General features: G+C 72.5%; 12 protein-coding genes and 1 rRNA gene. 7 read left to right on the top strand and 6 right to left on the bottom strand.

Translation table 11 applies throughout. The features are described from left to right. Positions 1–6: 6 nt before the first annotated feature. The 3 genes from MTQ01_RS24040 to MTQ01_RS24030 all read right to left on the bottom strand — a co-directional run bounded on the left by MTQ01_RS24040 (position 7) and on the right by MTQ01_RS24030 (position 3012). The gene (locus tag MTQ01_RS24040; protein WP_247493037.1) at positions 7–777 is read right to left on the bottom strand and encodes an ABC transporter ATP-binding protein; all 771 of its coding nucleotides are present in this window, start codon (positions 775–777) and stop codon (positions 7–9) included. Between the two features lie 148 nt (positions 778–925). Continuing rightward, the gene (locus MTQ01_RS24035) at positions 926–1954 is read right to left on the bottom strand and encodes an iron chelate uptake ABC transporter family permease subunit (protein ID WP_247492973.1); all 1029 of its coding nucleotides are present in this window, start codon (positions 1952–1954) and stop codon (positions 926–928) included. After that, positions 1951–3012 carry an iron ABC transporter permease gene (locus MTQ01_RS24030; protein ID WP_247492972.1) on the bottom strand — a complete coding sequence of 354 codons (1062 nt, stop codon included), beginning with the start codon at positions 3010–3012 and terminating at the stop codon, positions 1951–1953. Before MTQ01_RS24030 ends, MTQ01_RS24035 begins: the two co-directional genes overlap by 4 nt. A gap of 167 nt (positions 3013–3179) precedes the next feature. On the opposite strand from MTQ01_RS24030, the gene MTQ01_RS24025 reads away from it, so the two are divergent. Beyond that, a complete protein-coding gene (locus MTQ01_RS24025) occupies positions 3180–4238 on the top strand; it encodes an ABC transporter substrate-binding protein (RefSeq protein ID WP_247492971.1) in 1059 nt (352 codons plus the stop codon). 164 nt (positions 4239–4402) lie between these two features. After that, positions 4403–5266, top strand: a complete 864-nt coding sequence (locus tag MTQ01_RS24020) for a siderophore-interacting protein (protein ID WP_247492970.1) — start codon at positions 4403–4405, stop codon at positions 5264–5266. Positions 5267–5466: 200 nt separating this feature from the next. Here MTQ01_RS24020 and MTQ01_RS24015 read toward each other — a convergent pair whose 3' ends face one another. Then, entirely contained in the window at positions 5467–6507 is a 1041-nt protein-coding gene (locus MTQ01_RS24015) for an HAD hydrolase-like protein (protein WP_247492969.1), read from the bottom strand. Between the two features lie 217 nt (positions 6508–6724). On the opposite strand from MTQ01_RS24015, the gene MTQ01_RS24010 reads away from it, so the two are divergent. From MTQ01_RS24010 to MTQ01_RS23990, 5 genes are all read left to right on the top strand, one after another. Beyond that, complete coding sequence (locus tag MTQ01_RS24010) at positions 6725–7990, top strand: DUF1015 family protein (RefSeq protein ID WP_247492968.1); 1266 nt, start codon at positions 6725–6727, stop codon at positions 7988–7990. A gap of 577 nt (positions 7991–8567) precedes the next feature. Beyond that, the gene (locus MTQ01_RS24005; protein ID WP_308294439.1) at positions 8568–10232 is read left to right on the top strand and encodes an aspartate aminotransferase family protein; all 1665 of its coding nucleotides are present in this window, start codon (positions 8568–8570) and stop codon (positions 10230–10232) included. Between the two features lie 29 nt (positions 10233–10261). After that, the gene (locus MTQ01_RS24000; protein WP_247492967.1) at positions 10262–11584 is read left to right on the top strand and encodes a lysine N(6)-hydroxylase/L-ornithine N(5)-oxygenase family protein; all 1323 of its coding nucleotides are present in this window, start codon (positions 10262–10264) and stop codon (positions 11582–11584) included. Beyond that, the gene (locus tag MTQ01_RS23995) at positions 11581–12204 is read left to right on the top strand and encodes a GNAT family N-acetyltransferase (RefSeq protein ID WP_247492966.1); all 624 of its coding nucleotides are present in this window, start codon (positions 11581–11583) and stop codon (positions 12202–12204) included. The genes MTQ01_RS24000 and MTQ01_RS23995 overlap by 4 nt, the downstream gene beginning before the upstream one ends. Further along, positions 12201–14015 (top strand): IucA/IucC family siderophore biosynthesis protein, encoded by a 1815-nt coding sequence (locus tag MTQ01_RS23990; protein ID WP_247492965.1) that lies wholly within the window; start codon positions 12201–12203, stop codon positions 14013–14015. Before MTQ01_RS23995 ends, MTQ01_RS23990 begins: the two co-directional genes overlap by 4 nt. Before the next feature lie 240 nt (positions 14016–14255). On the opposite strand, the gene MTQ01_RS23985 is transcribed toward MTQ01_RS23990, so the two are convergent. Together MTQ01_RS23985 and rrf are read right to left on the bottom strand one after the other, a co-directional pair. Beyond that, a complete protein-coding gene (locus MTQ01_RS23985) occupies positions 14256–14981 on the bottom strand; it encodes a hypothetical protein (protein WP_247493035.1) in 726 nt (241 codons plus the stop codon). Between the two features lie 1356 nt (positions 14982–16337). Then, a 5S ribosomal RNA gene (gene rrf / locus MTQ01_RS23975) occupies positions 16338–16454 on the bottom strand. Positions 16455–16653: the final 199 nt, after the last annotated feature.

The raw sequence follows: 16653 nt of genomic DNA, 5'->3' as shown, positions 1-16653 counted from the left end.
CCGACGCTACACGGCGGCCCGTCTGCGGGCGGCCGGGACGACCAGCGGCGTACCCGTCTCGGGGTCGTCGATGACCTGGCAGCGCAGCCCGAAGACCTCCTCGACCAGTTCGGCGGTGACGATCCCCGACGGCTCGCCCTCCGCGACGATCCGTCCGTCGCGCATCGCGATCAGATGGGTGGCGTACCGCGCGGCCTGGTTCAGGTCATGCAGCACGGCGACCAGGGTGCGCCCCTGCTGCTCGTGGAGATCGGCGCACAGGTCGAGGACGTCGACCTGGTGCTGGATGTCCAGAAAGGTGGTCGGTTCGTCGAGCAGCAGCAGCGGTGTCTGCTGGGCGATGGCCATCGCGATCCACACCCGTTGCCGCTGCCCGCCGGAGAGTTCGTCGACGAAGCGGTCGACGAGTTCGGCGACACCGGTGGAGGCCATCGACTCCTGCACGATCCGCTCGTCCTCGCGCGACCACTGGCGCAGCAGGCCCTGGTGGGGGTACCGGCCGCGGGCCACCAGATCGCCGACGGTGATGCCGTCGGGCGCGATCGAGGACTGCGGGAGGAGCCCGAGGGTGCGGGCGACCTGCTTGGCGGGCATGGTGCTCAGGTCCGTGCCGTCCAGCAGCACATGGCCCGCCTTGGGCCGCAGCATCCGCGAGAGCGCGCGCAGCAGTGTCGACTTGCCGCAGGCGTTGGGGCCGACGATCACGGTGAAGGAGCCGTCGGGGACGGTCACGTCCAACTTCTGGGCGATGGTGCGCTGGTCGTAGGCGAGAGTCATGCCCTCGCCGCGCAGCCGGGCGCTGTCGCTGCGGTGGTCCACGGTCGGGTTCCTTCCGTCCTGCGGCCCGGAGTCGGTTCCGGGTCCCGGTGTTCGGCGTTGAAGCGTCGGGCGGGGACGCCCTGTTCGAGGGGGCCGGCGGCGGCCCTCAGATACGGCCGGCCCTGCGCTGGGTCGCCAGCAGCCAGACGAGGTAGGCGCCGCCGAGCACGCCGGTGACCACGCCGACCGGCAGCGGCTGGTCGCCGAAGGCGCGGCCGGCCAGCAGGTCGGCGCAGACCACCAGGGCGGCCCCCATGCACAGCGCGGGCACCAGGTTGGGGCCGGGCGCGCGGGTGAGCCGGCGGGCGAGCTGGGGCGCGGTGAGTGCGACGAAGGCGATCGGCCCGGCCGCGGCGGCGGCGAAGGCGGTGAGCAGCACCGCACAGACCAGCAGCGCCAGTCGTACGCGCTCGACCGGCACCCCGAGCGAGTACGCGGCGTCGTCGCCCATCTCCAGCGCCCGCAGCCCGCGCGCGCAGCCGAGCAGGACGACCGGGAGCAGCAGGCAGAGCGCCAGCAGCAGCGGCACCGCGTTGCCCCAACCGCTGCCCTCCAGGCTGCCGGTGAGCCAGAGCACGGCGCGGCCGGCCTCGTTGATGTTGGCGCGGGTGAGCAGGTATCCGTTGACGCCGGTGAGGATCGCGGCGACACCGACACCGACGAGCACCAGCCGGTTGCCGTGGAGTCCGCCCCGCCAGGCGAGCAGATAGACCAGCACTCCGGTGAGTGCGGCCCCGACCACCGCACCGCCGGCCAGCGCGGCGCTGCTGCCGCCGAAGAGCACGATCACCGAGATCGCGCCGGCGGAGGCGCCGTGGGTGAAGCCGAGGATGTCCGGGCTGCCGAGCGGATTGCGCACCAGCGCCTGGAAGACGGCACCGGACAGACCCAGGGCCGCGCCCACCAGCAGTCCGGTCACCACCCGCGGCAGCCGGACCTCCTGCACGATGAAGACGTCCGCCGGGTGCCCCTGGCCGGTGAGTGTCTCCAGCACCCGGGCGGGGCTCATCGGGTACTCGCCGCTGCCCACCAGGAAGACGGACGAGCCGAGGGCGAGCAGGACGAGCAGCAGCCCCACCGCCAGCGATCTCGGGTGGGCGCGCACCGACCACTGCCGGTAGCGGACGACGCTCATGCCTGGGCCATCCTTCGACGACGTACGAAGTAGAGGAACACCGGTCCGCCCAACACCGCGGTGACGATGCCCACTTGGAGTTCGCCGGGCCGGGCGAGCACCCGTCCGAGCACATCGGCCCCGACGAGCAGGACGGGCGCCAGCACCGCGCAGTACGGCAGCATCCAGCGCAGATCGGGCCCGGTCAGCGAACGCACCAGGTGCGGGACCATCAGCCCGACGAAGACGATCGGCCCGCAGGCGGCGGTGGCCGCACCGCACAGCACGGTCACCGCGGCGATCGTCCAGCCCTTGGTGGCGCCCGGCGAGGCGCCGAGCGCCCGGGCGCTGTCCTCGCCGAGCGCCATCGCGTTGAGCGGACGCGCCATCAGCAGCGCGATCAGCGTGCCGACGCCGACGAAGGCGGACAGCCGCACGACCGTGTCCATGTCGGCGGAGGCCAGCGAGCCGACCGTCCAGAAGCGCATCCGGTCCAGTGCCGCGGTGTCCAGCAGCTGCACGGCGTTGACGTAGCTGATCAGCGCCGCGTTCAGGGCGGTGCCGGCGAGGGCCAGCCTGGCGGGGGTCGCGCCGCGCCCGCCCCCGACCGCGTAGACCAGCACCGAGACGACGGCGGCGCCCAGGAAGGCGAACCACACGTAGCCGGTGTAGGTGCTGACGCCGAGGAAGGCCATCGCGGAGACCACCGCGGCCGAGGCGCCGGCGTTGATGCCCAGCAGGCCCGGGTCCGCGAGCGGATTGCGGGTGAGCGCCTGCATCAGGCAGCCGGCGAGGCCGAGCGCGAAACCGGCCAGCAGGCCGAGCAGGGTACGCGGCATCCGCATCTCGGTGACGATGCTGTGCGCCGGCGCGGACTCGTCGGTGAGCCCGGCGTACGCCTCGCCGAGGCTGATCGGTTTGGCGCCGACCGCGAGGCCGAGCCCGACGACCAGTACCAGCAGCGCGAGGGCGGCGATCAGCCCGAGGGCACGCAGCGCGTTCCGGGAGTGCGCGCGCGGTGGCCGCGCCGGGCTCTCGGCACACGCCCCGGGCCTCTGCGGGGACTTGACGGTGGACACGTACCAGCTCCCGGGAGCGGCCAACCGGAATGCTTCCGGCCGGAGTGGGGGACAAATCTTCGGTTAGGTTAACCTAACCGCGATTCGTCCCGTGTTGCGGTCCGTCGAAGGCGCCGTCCCGCACCCGGGCCGCCCGCATGCCGTACCGCCAGAAAGCAGGCACTGAGATGTCCACACCGCGCGCCACCGCACCGGCACCCGCCGGTCGACCCACCGCGTCGCACCGCTCGTTGACCCGGCGCGGGCTGCTCGCGGCCGGCGGCGCGGCGGGGCTGACCGCGCTGCTCGCCGCGTGCGGGGACTCCGGCGGCAGCGGCTCCTCCGACGGCGGCGACGGCGGCTGGTCCTTCACCGACGACCGCAAGAAGAAGGTCACCACCGACAGCCGCCCCGAGAAGATCGTCGCCTTCACCGGCGCCGCCGCGGCCCTGCACGACTTCGGCGTCACCACGCAGGTGGCCGGAGTCTTCGGCGAGACGCGCACCAAGGGCGGCAAGGCCGACCCGGCGGCGGGCAGACTCGACGTCGACCGGGTAGAGGTGATCGGCAACGCCTTCGGCGAGTTCAGCGTCGAGCGGTACGCGAAGCTCCGTCCCGATCTGCTGATCACGCACATGTACGACCCCGACGTGCTCTGGTACGTGCCGGAGGAGAGCAAGGACAAGATCCTCAAGCTCGCACCGAGCGTGGGCGTCACCACCGGCCGCATCCCGCTCAAGAAGGTCGTCGAGCGCTACGCCGAGCTCGCCGAGTCGCTCGGTGCGGACCTGTCCGCGGAGCGGGTCACCAAGGCCAAGGACCGGTACGAGGCGGCGGCCGAACGGCTGCGGCGCACCGCCAAGGGCTCCCGCATCCGGGTGCTCGCCGTCTCCGCCACCAACGACACCCTCTACGTCGCAGGACCCACCATCCAGGCCGAGTTGATGCAGTTCAAGGAGCTCGGCGTCGACGTCATCAGCCCCACCATGAAGGGCCAGGACTACTTCGAGAGCCTTTCCTGGGAGAACGCCGACAAGTACGACGCCGACGTGATCATGCTCGACGAGCGCGCCATGAGCCTCCAGCCCGAACAGCTGAAGGACAAGCCCGGTTGGCGCGATCTGCCCGCCGTCCGGGCCGGCCAGGTCACCGGCTGGAACTACGTCGCGCCCTACTCCTGGGGGGGCGCCGCCGAGTTGCTGGAGGACATCACCAAGGCGATCGGCGAGGCCAAGCGCCTGGACTGACCGGCCTGACCGGCCTGACCGGCAGCCGAGCCGTACGCCCGTACGGGCCGACCGCCCGCAACGGGGGGCGGCCCGTACCGGGAGGGCCCGCCCACGCCGCCACGCACGCACTGCCCCGCCCGCCGGGAACAGAGTGCTCCGCACCGTCGAAAGGACTCGCCGCCATGGCCGTCAGCGCGCCGTCCGCCTTCCGCTTCTTCTCCGTCCGCGTGGCACGGTCGACGCGGCTGAGCCCGTCACTGGTGCGGATCACCTTCGCCGGCGAGAGTCTGCGGGACTTCGACTCCGGCGGACGGGACCAGAGCTTCTCGCTCTTCCTGCCGCACCCGGGCCAGGAGTTGCCCGTGCTCCCGGACGTCGACGGCGACGGCTGGTTCGCCGCCTGGCGTGCGATGGACCCCGAGGTGCGGGCCATCATGCGCTCGTACACCGTCCGCGAGCACCGCCGCGGCGCGGACGGGCACGACGGGCGCGACGGCGGCGACGAGGTGGACGTCGACTTCGCGCTCCACGGCGACCTGGGCCCCGCCTCCCGCTGGGCGCGCGCCGCCCGCCCGGGCGACCGAACGACCCTGCTGGGCCCGGCCGTTCGGGAGAACAAGAGCATCGGCTTCCGGCTCCCGCAGGACGCCGACTGGGTGCTGCTCGCCGCCGACGAGACCGCCCTGCCCGCGGTCGCCGGCATCCTCGACTGGTTGCCGCCCACCGTGCCCGCGCAGGTGTGGCTGGAGGTTCCGGACAGCGCCGACAGGCGGGCGCTGCCCCAGCACCCCGGCGCGGAGGTCAACTGGCTTGTGCACGAAGGCAGTCCGAGCCGCCGCGGTGGGCTGCTCGCGGCGCTGCGCGAGGCACCGTTCCCGGCGGGCGCCCCGTACGCCTGGCTGGCGGGCGAGGCCGGTGCCGTACGGGCGATGCGCCGCCATCTGGTGCGCGAACGCGGACTGGACCGGTCACGGGTGCAGTTCTCCGGCTACTGGCGGCTGGGCGCGACCGAGGAGGATCTGCGCCGAGAGGCACTCGCCGGCTGAAGCGTCCCGCACCCGTGCGCCCGTATCTCGCCCTGCCGAGCCGCGCACGACAGCGGGCGCACGGCTCGGAGCGCGAGGACGAGTACGGCGCCCACGGCCCGCTCCGGACACCGGCCGAACCCACGCCCACGACCCGGCCGCGTCACGGCTGCGCCCCTGCGCTCCCGCACAGGACGAGGTCGGAGCGGTCGGAGCGGTCGCTACAGTCCCAGCGTGTCGACGGCGGCCGTCGCCTCCCACTCGCGGCCGGGCTCGCCGGCCTCGTCCGCGGCGGTCCAGGCCGCGGCGCACAGGGCGCGCAGCCCGTCCACCGGATCACCGCCGCCGGACAGCAGCAGCCGGCCCCGGTCCGCCGACGCCTGCCAACCGCCGCACTCCCAGGGGGAGTCCGGGCCCTGCGCACGCACGGGTTCGGGGTGGGCGACCAGCAGACCGCGCAGATCGGCGGCCAGATGTGTCGGCCGGTGCACCGGCCGGGCGGTGAGCAGTTGCGCCGCGTCAGTGACACCGGTGAGCACCAGCAGGGAGGCGACCCCGGCGCCGTTCGCGCCCTCGATGTCGGTGTCGAGCCGGTCCCCCACCACCAGCGGGCGGCGCGCGCCCGTGCGCAGGATCGTCTCCCGGTGCATCGGCGGCCGGGGTTTGCCGGCGACCTGCGGCTCGGGGGCGTCGCGCATCCATCGGGTCGCGATCCGCACGACCTCCACGGCGGCGCCGTTGCCGGGGGCGATACCGCGCTCGCCCGGGATCGTCAGATCGGTGTTCGAGGCGAACCACGGCACTCCGGCGCCGACCGCCAGAGCTGCCTCGGCCAGCCGCGCCCAGGGCATCTCGGGGCCGCCGTAGCCCTGCACCACGGCGGCCGGACCGTCGTCCGCGGACTCCACGACGACCAGTCCGCGCTCGGTCAGCGCCACCCGCAGCCCCTCGCCGCCCACGCACAGGACCCGGGCGCCGGGTTCCACCTGGTCGGCGATCAGTCGGGCGACCGCCTGCGCGGAGGTGACGACCTCGGACGCCTCCGCGGGCACGCCCAGACGCGTCAGATGATCGGCGACGGTCTCGGGCGTACGGGCGGCGTTGTTGGTGACGTAGGACAGCCGCATTCCCTCGCTGCGGGCCCTCGCCAGCGCCCGGACCGCGTGCGGTACGGCCCGGCCGCCCGCGTAGACGACTCCGTCGAGGTCGAGCAGCGCGGTGTCGTGGGCGGTGTGCAGCTCCTGCGGGCAGGCTCGCAGCATGGGTGTGGGGCTCCTCGGTCGCGGAACGGTCGTGGGCGGGCGGGTACCGGCCGGCCGTCAGTCTCCCAGCCCCGCCCACCCGCCGGGCATCCGGGCAGCGGCCCGGGGCGGAGCCCGTTCGGGGCGGAGCCGGCCGCGGGGCCGGCTCCGGGTGCGCGCGGCACCCGGCACGCTCCGCACACCTGCCGGGCCCGGGCGCGGTACTAGCATTTGCCGGATGCATCCCGACGGCCTCCACCTCACCCCCTTCCGCGGCCTGCGCTACGACCCGGCGCGGGTGACCAGCCTCGCCGCCGTCACCTCGCCGCCGTACGACGTGGTCGTACGGCCGGACGGTGTGCACCAGTTGGAGACGGCCGACCCGTACAACATCGTGCGGCTGATCCTGCCCCGCACCGGTGACGCGGACGCCGGGCACCGGCAGGCCGCCGACACGTTGCGACGCTGGGAGCGGGAGGGCGTGCTGCGCCGCGATCCGGCTCCCACGCTCTACGTCTACGAGCAGCACCGCGACGGGACGCTGCAACGCGGGATCATCGGCACCCTGCGGCTCACCCCGCCCGAGGACGGCGTCGTTCTGCCGCACGAGGACGTGATGCCGCAGATCGTCGAGGACCGGCTCGGGCTGATGCTGCGGGCACGGGCCAATCTGGAACCGCTGCTGCTCTCCTACCGGGGCGGCACCGCCGACCGTGGCGCGTCGGCGGTGATCGAGCGCGCGGTGGCGCGGCCGGCGCTGCTGACCACCTGCACCGAGGACGGCTTCACCCACCGCCTCTGGCCGGTCACCGACCCGGCCGAGCTGGCCGAGGTCACCGAGGACCTGGCCACCAGGCGCGCGCTGATCGCCGACGGCCACCACCGCTGGGCCACCTATCTGCGGCTGCGCGAGGAGGAGCCGCAGGACCCGGGCTGGGCGTACGGACTCGTGCTCCTGGTGGACAACGAGCGCTATCCGCTGGAGGTCCACGCCATCCACCGGGTGCTGCCCCGCCTCGCCCCCGACAAGGCCCGGCGGCTGCTGGAGGGCGTGGCCCGACTGCGTCCGCTCCCCGGCCAGCCGCAGGACGCGCTGGAGCAGCTGGAACAGGCCGAGGGCAATGCGTTCCTGCTCTACGGCGACGGTGAGTTCGTTCTGGTCGACCGCGTCTCGCCCGAGCTGCTCGCCCGTACGGTGCGCGCCGACCGGCCCGCCGCCTGGCGGGAGTTGGACGCGACGGTGCTGCACTCGGCGCTGCTGGACGAGGTGTGGCGGGTGCCGGACCAGCCCTCCGACATCAGCTATCTGCACTCCGCGCGCACGGCGCTCTCGCAGGCCGACCGCACCGGGGGCACCGCGGTCCTGCTGCGCGCCGTGACCGAGGCGACCGTACTGGAGCTGGCCCGCCAGGGCGTTTCGATGCCCCGCAAGTCCACCTCCTTCGGCCCGAAGCCCGCGACCGGTCTGGTGCTGCGCACCCTGGACGGGCCCGACGCGGAGTGAGCCCCCGCCGGCGACCGGTGCACGCTTCCCGCGCCGCCGCCCGGCCCGGCTCTCGGCGGTGACGGCCGTACCCCTCCCGGCCCTTCGGCACACGGCCGCACACCGGCAGACCGGGCCGAACCGCGCGACGGGGGGCGACGCGCGCGAGGTGCCGTCCTCGCGCGGGAGGCCGCGCGGCCCGCGAGCCGGGCGGCGTCCACGATCCCCCGTGCTGCCGCGCCGGACCCACCGCGGCAGCCCATCCGTTCGGCACCGGACGCCCCGGACCGGGCCTGCCGGGGTGACGCAGTCTTGGAGCAGCGGACGGGCGCGAGCCGGACAGCACGCTCCCCGAACCGGCCACCTTCGGGTGAACCTGCCGCCGCCGGGCGCCGGTTGAGCGTCCCGTCACCCGGCCGAGCGGAACGCCACGCTCCACTTTTTGCTTTTCAAATTAGGGAAGGCTAACCTCACTTCAAACCTGTCCACTGCGCCGTGCCCACGGGCTCCCCCACCTCGCGTCTCCGTCAACGCGCGTGCCCGTGAGGCGACTTCGTGCTGCCCGCACGGCGCCCGCCCACTTCCGGGAGGACCGATCGTGAGCTTCCTCGCGCACCCGGCCGAGGACCGCAAGTCGCCGGCTGACCCCACCGGCCGGAACGACAACCCCCGCGACCAGCTGCTGGCCGCGACCACCACCGACCAGTACCGGCGCACCGTCACCGAGGGGGTGAACCGCGTCGCGTCGAGGATCGCCCGGACCACCCGCCCGCTGACCGGCGTCTCCACCACCGAACTCGGCCCCCTCGTCCGCGAGGTGGACCTCGACACCCCGCTCGGAGACGCCGGCGCAGCCCTCGACGAGCTGGAAACCCTCTATCTGCGCGACGCCGTCTACTTCCACCACCCTCGCTACCTCGCCCATCTCAACTGCCCGGTGGTCATACCCGCGCTGCTCGGCGAGGCCGTGCTGTCCTCGGTCAACTCCTCGCTCGACACCTGGGACCAGAGCGTCGGCGCCACCCTCATCGAGCGCCGTCTCGTCGACTGGACCGCCGGGCTGATCGGCCTCGGCGACGCGGCCGACGGCGTCTTCACCTCCGGCGGCACCCAGTCCAACCTCCAGGCCATGCTGCTCGCCCGCGAGGAGGCCTGCCGACGCGTCGCCAGGAGCAGCGAACGCCCGCTTCGCACCGCCGAGACACTGCCCAGACTGCGCATCCTGACCTCCGAGGCCGGCCACTTCAGCGTGGCCAAGTCCGCCGCCCTGCTCGGGCTCGGGTACGACGCGGTCATCGCCGTGCCCGTCGACGAGCAGCGGCGGATGTCGACCCGCGCCCTCGCCGAGGAGCTGGAGCGCTGCGCCCGCGAGGGCCTGGTCCCGATGGCCGTGGTCGGCACCGCGGGCACCACCGACTTCGGCAGCATCGACCCGCTGCCCGAGCTGGCCGAACTCTGCGCACGCCACGGCGCATGGCTGCACGTGGACGCCGCCTACGGCTGCGGGCTGCTGGTCTCGCGCACCCGCAGGCCGCTGCTGCGGGGCATCGAGCACGCGGACTCGGTGACCGTGGACTACCACAAGTCCTTCTTCCAGCCGGTCAGTTCGAGCGCCCTGCTGGTACGGGACGGCCGTACGCTCCGGCACGCCACGTACCACGCCGACTACCTCAACCCGGAGGCCGCCGACCGTGAGCTGACGCCCAACCAGGTGGACAAGAGCATCCAGACCACCCGGCGCTTCGACGCTCTCAAACTCTGGCTCACCCTGCGCACCATGGGCGCCTCCGGCGTCGGCGAACTCTTCGACTCGGTGGTGGACCGGGCTGCCGACGCCTGGGCCCTGCTGCAGTCCGACGACCGCTTCGAGGTGGTCACCCGCCCCACCCTCAGCACGCTGGTCTTCCGCTACCGGACCCCGGGCGGCACCCCGCCCGCGCTCCAGGACGAGGTCAACCTCCACGCCCGCCAGGCACTCTTCGACTCGGGCCTGGCGGTGGTCGCCGGCACCAAGGTCGACGGCGCCCACCACCTGAAGTTCACCCTGCTCAACCCGCAGACCACGCTGCGGGACATCGGCGCCGTACTCGACCTTCTCGCCGGCCACGCCGAACACCGTCTGGCCACCGCCGCCGGGGAACAGCGGACACCGGCCGCCCCGCCCGCGCCGACCGAGGCACCCGCCGACGCACCCGCCGACTCGACCGAGGGCACGGCCACCACCGCGGACGGCCGCCCGCTCGCCCCGCTCCGCGCCGGCTGAGCCGCGCCCGTACCGGACTGGAGAAGCAGTTGACCCCCGCGCACGACTTCATCGCCATCGGGCTGGGCCCGTTCAACCTCGGCCTGGCCGCACTGACCGAACCCATCGACGAGCTGGACGGCCTCTTCCTGGAGAGCAAACCCGACTTCGACTGGCACCCCGGGATGCTGCTGGAGCACAGCACGCTCCAGGTCCCGTTCCTCGCCGACCTCGTCACCCTGGCCGACCCGACGTCGCCGTACTCCTTCCTGAACTATCTGAAGCAGTCCGGACGCATCTACCCCTTCTACATCCGCGAGAGCTTCTACCCGCTGCGCAACGAGTTCAACGACTACTGCCGCTGGGCGGCGCACCAGCTGTCCACCGTCCGCTTCGGCCAACAGGTCACCGAGGTCGGGTATCTGGAGCAGGACGCGCTCTACGCGGTCCACACGCTCGAGAGCGCCACCGGCGAACGCCGGGTGCACCACGCCCGCCGCCTGGTGCTCGGCACCGGCACTCCGCCCCACATACCCGACTCCTGCCGCGGCCTCGGCGGCGACCTGGTGCACAACTCCGACTACCTCGCACACCGGGAGGCCCTCCGGGCGAAAAGCAGCATCACCGTCGTCGGCAGCGGCCAGAGCGCCGCCGAGGTCTACCACGACCTGCTCCAGGACATCTCCGTCCACGGCTACCGCCTGAACTGGGTGACCCGCTCCCCCAGGTTCTACCCGCTGGAGTACACCAAGCTCACGCTGGAGATGACCTCGCCGGAGTACGTCGACTACTTCCACTCGCTGCCGCCCCGCACCCGGGACCGCCTCAACGCCGAGCAGAAGCACCTCTACAAGGGCATCGACGCGGCTCTGATCAACGACATCTTCGATCTGCTCTACACCCACGAGCGGCGCGGCGACCGCCCCACCCGGCTGCTGACCAACACCGCGCTGGAGTCGGCCGAACACGACCCGGCCACCGGCACCTACACGCTCCGGCTCCACCAGCACGAGCAGGAACGGGACTTCACCCTGGACACCGAGGGCCTGGTGCTGGCCACCGGCTACCGCTACGAGGTGCCGGCGTTCCTCTCCCCCGTCGCCGACCGCATCCGCTGGGACGACGCACAGCGCTACGACGTCGCCCGGAACTACAGCATCGACCACCGGGGCGAGGAGATCTTCGTCCAGAACGCCGAGCTGCACACCCACGGCTTCGTCACCCCGGACCTGGGGATGGCGGCGTACCGCAACTCCTGCATCATCCGCGAGCTGCTCGGCCGGGAGCACTACCCGGTCGAACGGTCCATCGCCTTCCAGGAGTTCGCCGCCCCGCAGGCCGCAGACCACCCGCTGGAGGCCAGCCCCGCATGAGCACCCGCACGAACACGGGCACCGGCACCGCCGCCCCACCCGCGCCCGGCACCGCGCCGGCCCACCGCAGCACCATCGCGGGCGGAGTCGGCGAGTTGACCGTACGGCCCGTCGACCCGGACCGCGACACACCCCTGCTGCACCGCTGGCTCACCCACCCCAAATCCGCCTACTGGCTCCAGCAGGACGCCACCGCGGCCGACGTCGAACGCGAGTACCGCGCGATCGCCCGTTCACCGCACACGGATGCCTGGCTCGGCCACCACCGCGGCGAACCGGCCTTCCTCGTCGAGCGATACGACCCCCGCGAGCTCGAACTCAAGGGCCTCTACCCGCCGCAGCCGGGCGATGTGGGCATGCACTTCCTGGTCGCACCGACCGACGCCCCCGTGCACGGCTTCACCCTAGCGGTCATCACCACCGTGATGGAGCTGCTCTTCTCCGACCCCGACACCGCCCGTGTCGTCGTGGAACCCGACGTCGGCAACAAGGCGGTGCACCGCCTCAACGAGGCGGTCGGCTTCCGGATCGAGCGACGCATCAGCAAACCGGAGAAGGACGCGTACCTCAGCACCTGCACCCGCGAACAGTTCCAGGCAGCACGAGGAGTCAGCCGATGAGCACCGACCAGCACCAGCACCAGCAGACCGTCCCCCATCTGACGCCCGAACTCTGGGCCCGCGCAGGCAGGTTGCTGATACGCAAGGCCCTCGCCGAGTTCGCCCACGAGCGGCTGCTCCACCCGGTCGGGGAATCCACCGGCCACTACGTCCTCACCAGCGACGACGGGCGGACCGCGTACCGCTTCACCGCGACGCGCGGCGCACTCGACCACTGGCGTATCGATCACGACAGCATCAGCCGGGAACGGGACGGCGGCCCGCTCCCGCTCGACGCCCTGGAGTTCTTCCTCGAACTGCGCGGCTCGCTCGGGCTGACCGAGAAGGTACTGCCGGTCTACCTGGAGGAGATCAGCTCCACCCTGGCGAGCACCGCGTACAAACTGGAGCACCACCGGCTCACCGCCGCCCAGCTCGCCGAGGCGGACTTCCAGACCGTCGAGGCCGCGATGACCGAGGGCCACCCCTGCTTCGTCGCCAACAACGGCCGACTCGGCTTCGGCTCCCACGAGTACCTCGACTACGCGCCCGAGACTGCCTCCCCGGTACGTCTGGTCTGGCTCGCCGCCCATCGCGACCGCGCCACCTTCACCAGCTCCCACGACCTCGACCACCGGACGCTGATCGCCGAGGAGCTCGGCCCGGATCTGCTGCGCTGCTTCCACGACCGGCTGACCGCACTCGGCCTCGACCCGGAGGACTACCTCCTGATACCGGTCCACCCCTGGCAGTGGCGGCACAAGATCTCCGTCACCTTCGCCGCCGAACTGGCCCACCGGCGGCTGGTGCACCTCGGCGAGGGCGACGACACGTACCAGGCACAGCAGTCGATCCGCACCTTCTTCAACACCACCGCTCCCGACAAGCACTACGTCAAGACCGCTCTCTCGGTGCTCAACATGGGCTTCGTCCGCGGCCTGTCCGCCGCCTACATGAAGGCCACTCCCGCCATCAACGACTGGCTGGCCCGTCTGATCGCCGACGACGAGCTGCTGCGGGCCACCGGCGTCCGCGTCATCCGCGAACGCGCCGCCATCGGGTACGGAAACCGCGAGTACGCCGCCGCGGCCGACAAGAGCTCGCCCTACCCCAAGATGCTCGCGGCGCTCTGGCGCGAGAGTCCGGTGCCCGCTCTCGCTCCCGGCCGGCGGCTCGCCACCATGGCCTCGCTGCTCCACACCGACCAGCAGGGCAACTCCCTCGCCGCAGCCCTCATCCGCAGCTCGGGGCTGGAGCCGGCCCAGTGGTTGCGGCACTATCTGCGGGCCTACCTCACCCCGCTCCTGCACAGCTTCTACGCCTACGACCTGGTGTACATGCCGCACGGCGAGAACATCATCCTGGTCCTGCGGGACGGCGTCCCCGAAAGCGCGATCCTCAAGGACATCGCCGAGGAGATCGCGGTGCTCGACCCCACCGCCGTACTGCCGCCCGAGGTGGAGCGCATCCGCGCCGACGTCCCGGACGAGATGAAACTGCTCTCGCTCTTCACCGACGTCTTCGACTGCTTCTTCCGCTTCCTCGGCGCCACCCTCGACGCCGAGGGCGTCCTGGCCGAGGACGCGTTCTGGGCCGGCGTCGCCGAATGCGTGCACGACTACCAGGAGTCCGCCCCGCAGTTCGCCGCGAAGTTCGAGCAGTACGACCTGTTCGCGGCAGAGTTCGCACGCTCCTGCCTCAACCGCCTCCAGCTCAGGGACAACAAGCAGATGGTCGACCTCCAGGATCCGGCGAGCGCCATCCAGATCAGCGGAACCCTGCACAACCCCCTCGCCGTCCACGCCCGCACCCGCGAACCCTCGGCCGCGTAGCCCGGGAGTCGCAGCGGCCGTCGGGCAGGAGTCGCAGCGGCCGTCGGAGATCCAACACACGACACGGCGGCCCAACGCAGCAGCAGGGGGCGGGACTTCAGCGCGAAGTCCCGCCCCCTGCACTCTCGTCGCCGCGACTCACCGGCCCGGTATCCGCACCCGGAGCCGCCGTCACACGTCAGAACTCGTGGCCCCCACGCTCAGCCGCACCGGACGGTCGCGTCCGCGACGCGCCCGGAGTCACGCCTCGTCATCCGCCTCGGGGTCGAGCGCATCGGTGAACTCGACGCCGTCCAGCTCCGCGAGCCGGTCGGAGGCGTCCGTCACTCCGCTCTGGTCCGCCTCCACCGCCTTCGCGAACCAGTCCCGCGCCTCCTGCTCACGGCCGACCGCCAGCAGCGCGTCCGCGTAGGCGTAACGCAGCCGCGCCGACCACGGCTGAACCGAACCGGACGCCAACTCGGGGCTCTGCAGGGTCACCACGGCCGCCTCGGCCTGGCCCATGTCCTGCCGCGCACCCGCCGCGACCAGACGCATCTCCACCTGGCCGGCCTTGTCCAGCTTCTGTACCTCGGGCTCGCCGGCCATCGCCAGCGCCTTCTCCGGACGCCCCAGACCGCGCTCGCAGTCCGCCATCACGGGCCACAGGTGCTGGGCGCCCGTCATCCGCCGCGCCGCCCTGAACTCCGCAAGCGCCTCCGCGTACTTCTCCGCGCCGTACGCCGCGAAGCCCATCGCCTCCCGCACCGCCGGCACCCTGGACGCCAGCCGGAGCGCGACCTTGGCGTACCCGTACGCCTCCTCGGGGTCCTCGTCCAGAGTCCTGGCCACCATCACCAGGTTCTTCGCGACGTCCTCCGCCAGCGTCTTGGGCAGGGTGCGCAGCTCCTGGTGGACCGAGGCGTCCAGCTCCTCACCGGTGACGTCCTCGGGGATCGGCAGCCGACGCAGCGGCGGACGGTCCATCCGGCGGTCGTCCCGCTGGAAACCCTCGCGACCACCGCGGTACCCGCCACGGTCGCCACCGGGCCGCCCCTGACCGTACGGGCGCCGCCCGCCACGGTCGTCGTCCCGACGCGGCCGGTCGTCCCGGTCCCGCCGAGGACCGGCGTACGCACGGTCTCCCCGGTCGCTGCGGAAGCCGCCGCGGTCGCCGTCACGGCGCGGACCACCGCCCGAGGACCGGTCGTCGCGGCGCGGTCCGCGGTCGTCACGGCCGCCCCGGTAGCCGCCGCGGTCGCCGTCCCGGCGGGGGCCGCCCGTCGGACGGTCTCCCCGGTCGCTGCGGAAGCCGCCCCGGTCACCGTCGCGTCGCGGGCCACCGCCAGAAGGCCGGTCGTCGCGGCGCGGTCCGCGGTCGTCCCGACCACCCCGGTAACCGCCACGGTCGCCGTCACCACGCGGGCCCCGGTCGTCACGATCCCGACGGAAACCGCCACGGTCGTCCTCACGACGCGGACCTGCCTGCGGCCGGTCGTCCCGACGAGGGCCCCGGTCGTCCCGGCCGCCCCGGTAACCACCGCGATCACCGTCACCACGCGGACCCCGGTCGTCACGATCCCGACGGAACCCACCACGGTCGTCCTCACGACGCGGACCACGGTCGCCGCGGTCGCTCCGGTAGCCACCACGCTCGCCGTCGCGCCGCGGGCCGCCGCCCGAAGGCCGGTCGTCCCGGTCACGACGGAACCCGCCACGGTCGTTGTCCCCGCGGGGGCCGCCGTACGGCCGGTCGTCGCGGCGCGGTCCGCGGTCGTCCCGACCGCCCCGGTAGCCGCCGCGGTCGCCGTCCCGGCGGGGGCCGCCCGTCGGACGGTCTCCCCGGTCTCCCCGGTCGCTGCGGAAGCCGCCGCGGTCACCGTCACGGCGCGGGCCACCGTTCGAAGGCCGGTCGTCCCGACGCGGACCACGGTCGTCCCGACCACCCCGGTAGCCACCGCGATCGCCGTCACCACGCGGGCCCCGGTCGTCACGGTCACGACGGAACCCACCACGTTCATCGTCACGACGCGGACCACGGTCGCCGGCGTCACGGCGGAAGTCTCGGTGTCCGTCGTCCCGACGCGGACGCGAACGCTCGTCCCCGCGACCGCCACCGCGGAACTCACCGCCCCCGCCGGGCCGTTGCCCCCTGGGTCGATCCGAACGCTCGGGCCGGGACCTGCGGTCCTCGGGTGAGTTCGACATGTGTGGCTCCTGTCCTGAAATCTCTGCGCAGCTGTGCCCACGTCCACTTTTCGTGAACGCGATACGAGCGGGAAAAACAAAAAGGCCGTTGGTCTCAGCAACGAGTGTGCTGAGACCAACGGCCCTCTAATGATTGTTCGGCGGCGACCTACTCTCCCACACGCTCCCGCATGCAGTACCATCGGCGCGGACAGGCTTAGCTTCCGGGTTCGAAATGTAACCGGGCGTTTCCCCATCGCTATGACCACCGAAACCCCATCACCGCCGTTCAAGGCGGAAATCTGACAAGGTGTGAACAAGCACACTCTTCAGTTGTTCTGGAAGCAACCGGAACGGGTTGCTGTCTCAGAAACCACACAGTGGACGCGAGCAAATCTATGGTCAAGCCCTCGGCCTATTAGTACCGGTCAACTCCAACCCTCACAGGTCTTCCATATCCGGCCTATCAACC

Origin of the sequence: Streptomyces sp. XM4193 (genome assembly GCF_023072595.1) — a bacterium.
Classification (GTDB): Bacteria; Actinomycetota; Actinomycetes; order Streptomycetales; family Streptomycetaceae; genus Streptomyces.
Note: the sequence above shows the minus strand (reverse complement) of the source record. Positions and strands in the feature narration are given on the sequence as shown.

Bases quoted from the DNA above. Each gene is read 5' to 3' on its own strand.
- MTQ01_RS23995 (WP_247492966.1), top strand. From the start codon at position 11,581: ATGAGCACCCGCACGAACACGGGCACCGGCACCGCCGCCCCACCCGCG.
- MTQ01_RS24035 (WP_247492973.1), bottom strand. From the start codon at position 1,954: ATGAGCGTCGTCCGCTACCGGCAGTGGTCGGTGCGCGCCCACCCGAGA.
- MTQ01_RS23990 (WP_247492965.1), top strand. From the start codon at position 12,201: ATGAGCACCGACCAGCACCAGCACCAGCAGACCGTCCCCCATCTGACG.
- MTQ01_RS24010 (WP_247492968.1), top strand. From the start codon at position 6,725: ATGCATCCCGACGGCCTCCACCTCACCCCCTTCCGCGGCCTGCGCTAC.
- MTQ01_RS24025 (WP_247492971.1), top strand. From the start codon at position 3,180: ATGTCCACACCGCGCGCCACCGCACCGGCACCCGCCGGTCGACCCACC.
- MTQ01_RS24020 (WP_247492970.1), top strand. From the start codon at position 4,403: ATGGCCGTCAGCGCGCCGTCCGCCTTCCGCTTCTTCTCCGTCCGCGTG.
- MTQ01_RS24040 (WP_247493037.1), bottom strand. From the start codon at position 777: ATGACTCTCGCCTACGACCAGCGCACCATCGCCCAGAAGTTGGACGTG.
- MTQ01_RS23985 (WP_247493035.1), bottom strand. From the start codon at position 14,981: ATGGACCGTCCGCCGCTGCGTCGGCTGCCGATCCCCGAGGACGTCACC.
- MTQ01_RS24015 (WP_247492969.1), bottom strand. From the start codon at position 6,507: ATGCTGCGAGCCTGCCCGCAGGAGCTGCACACCGCCCACGACACCGCG.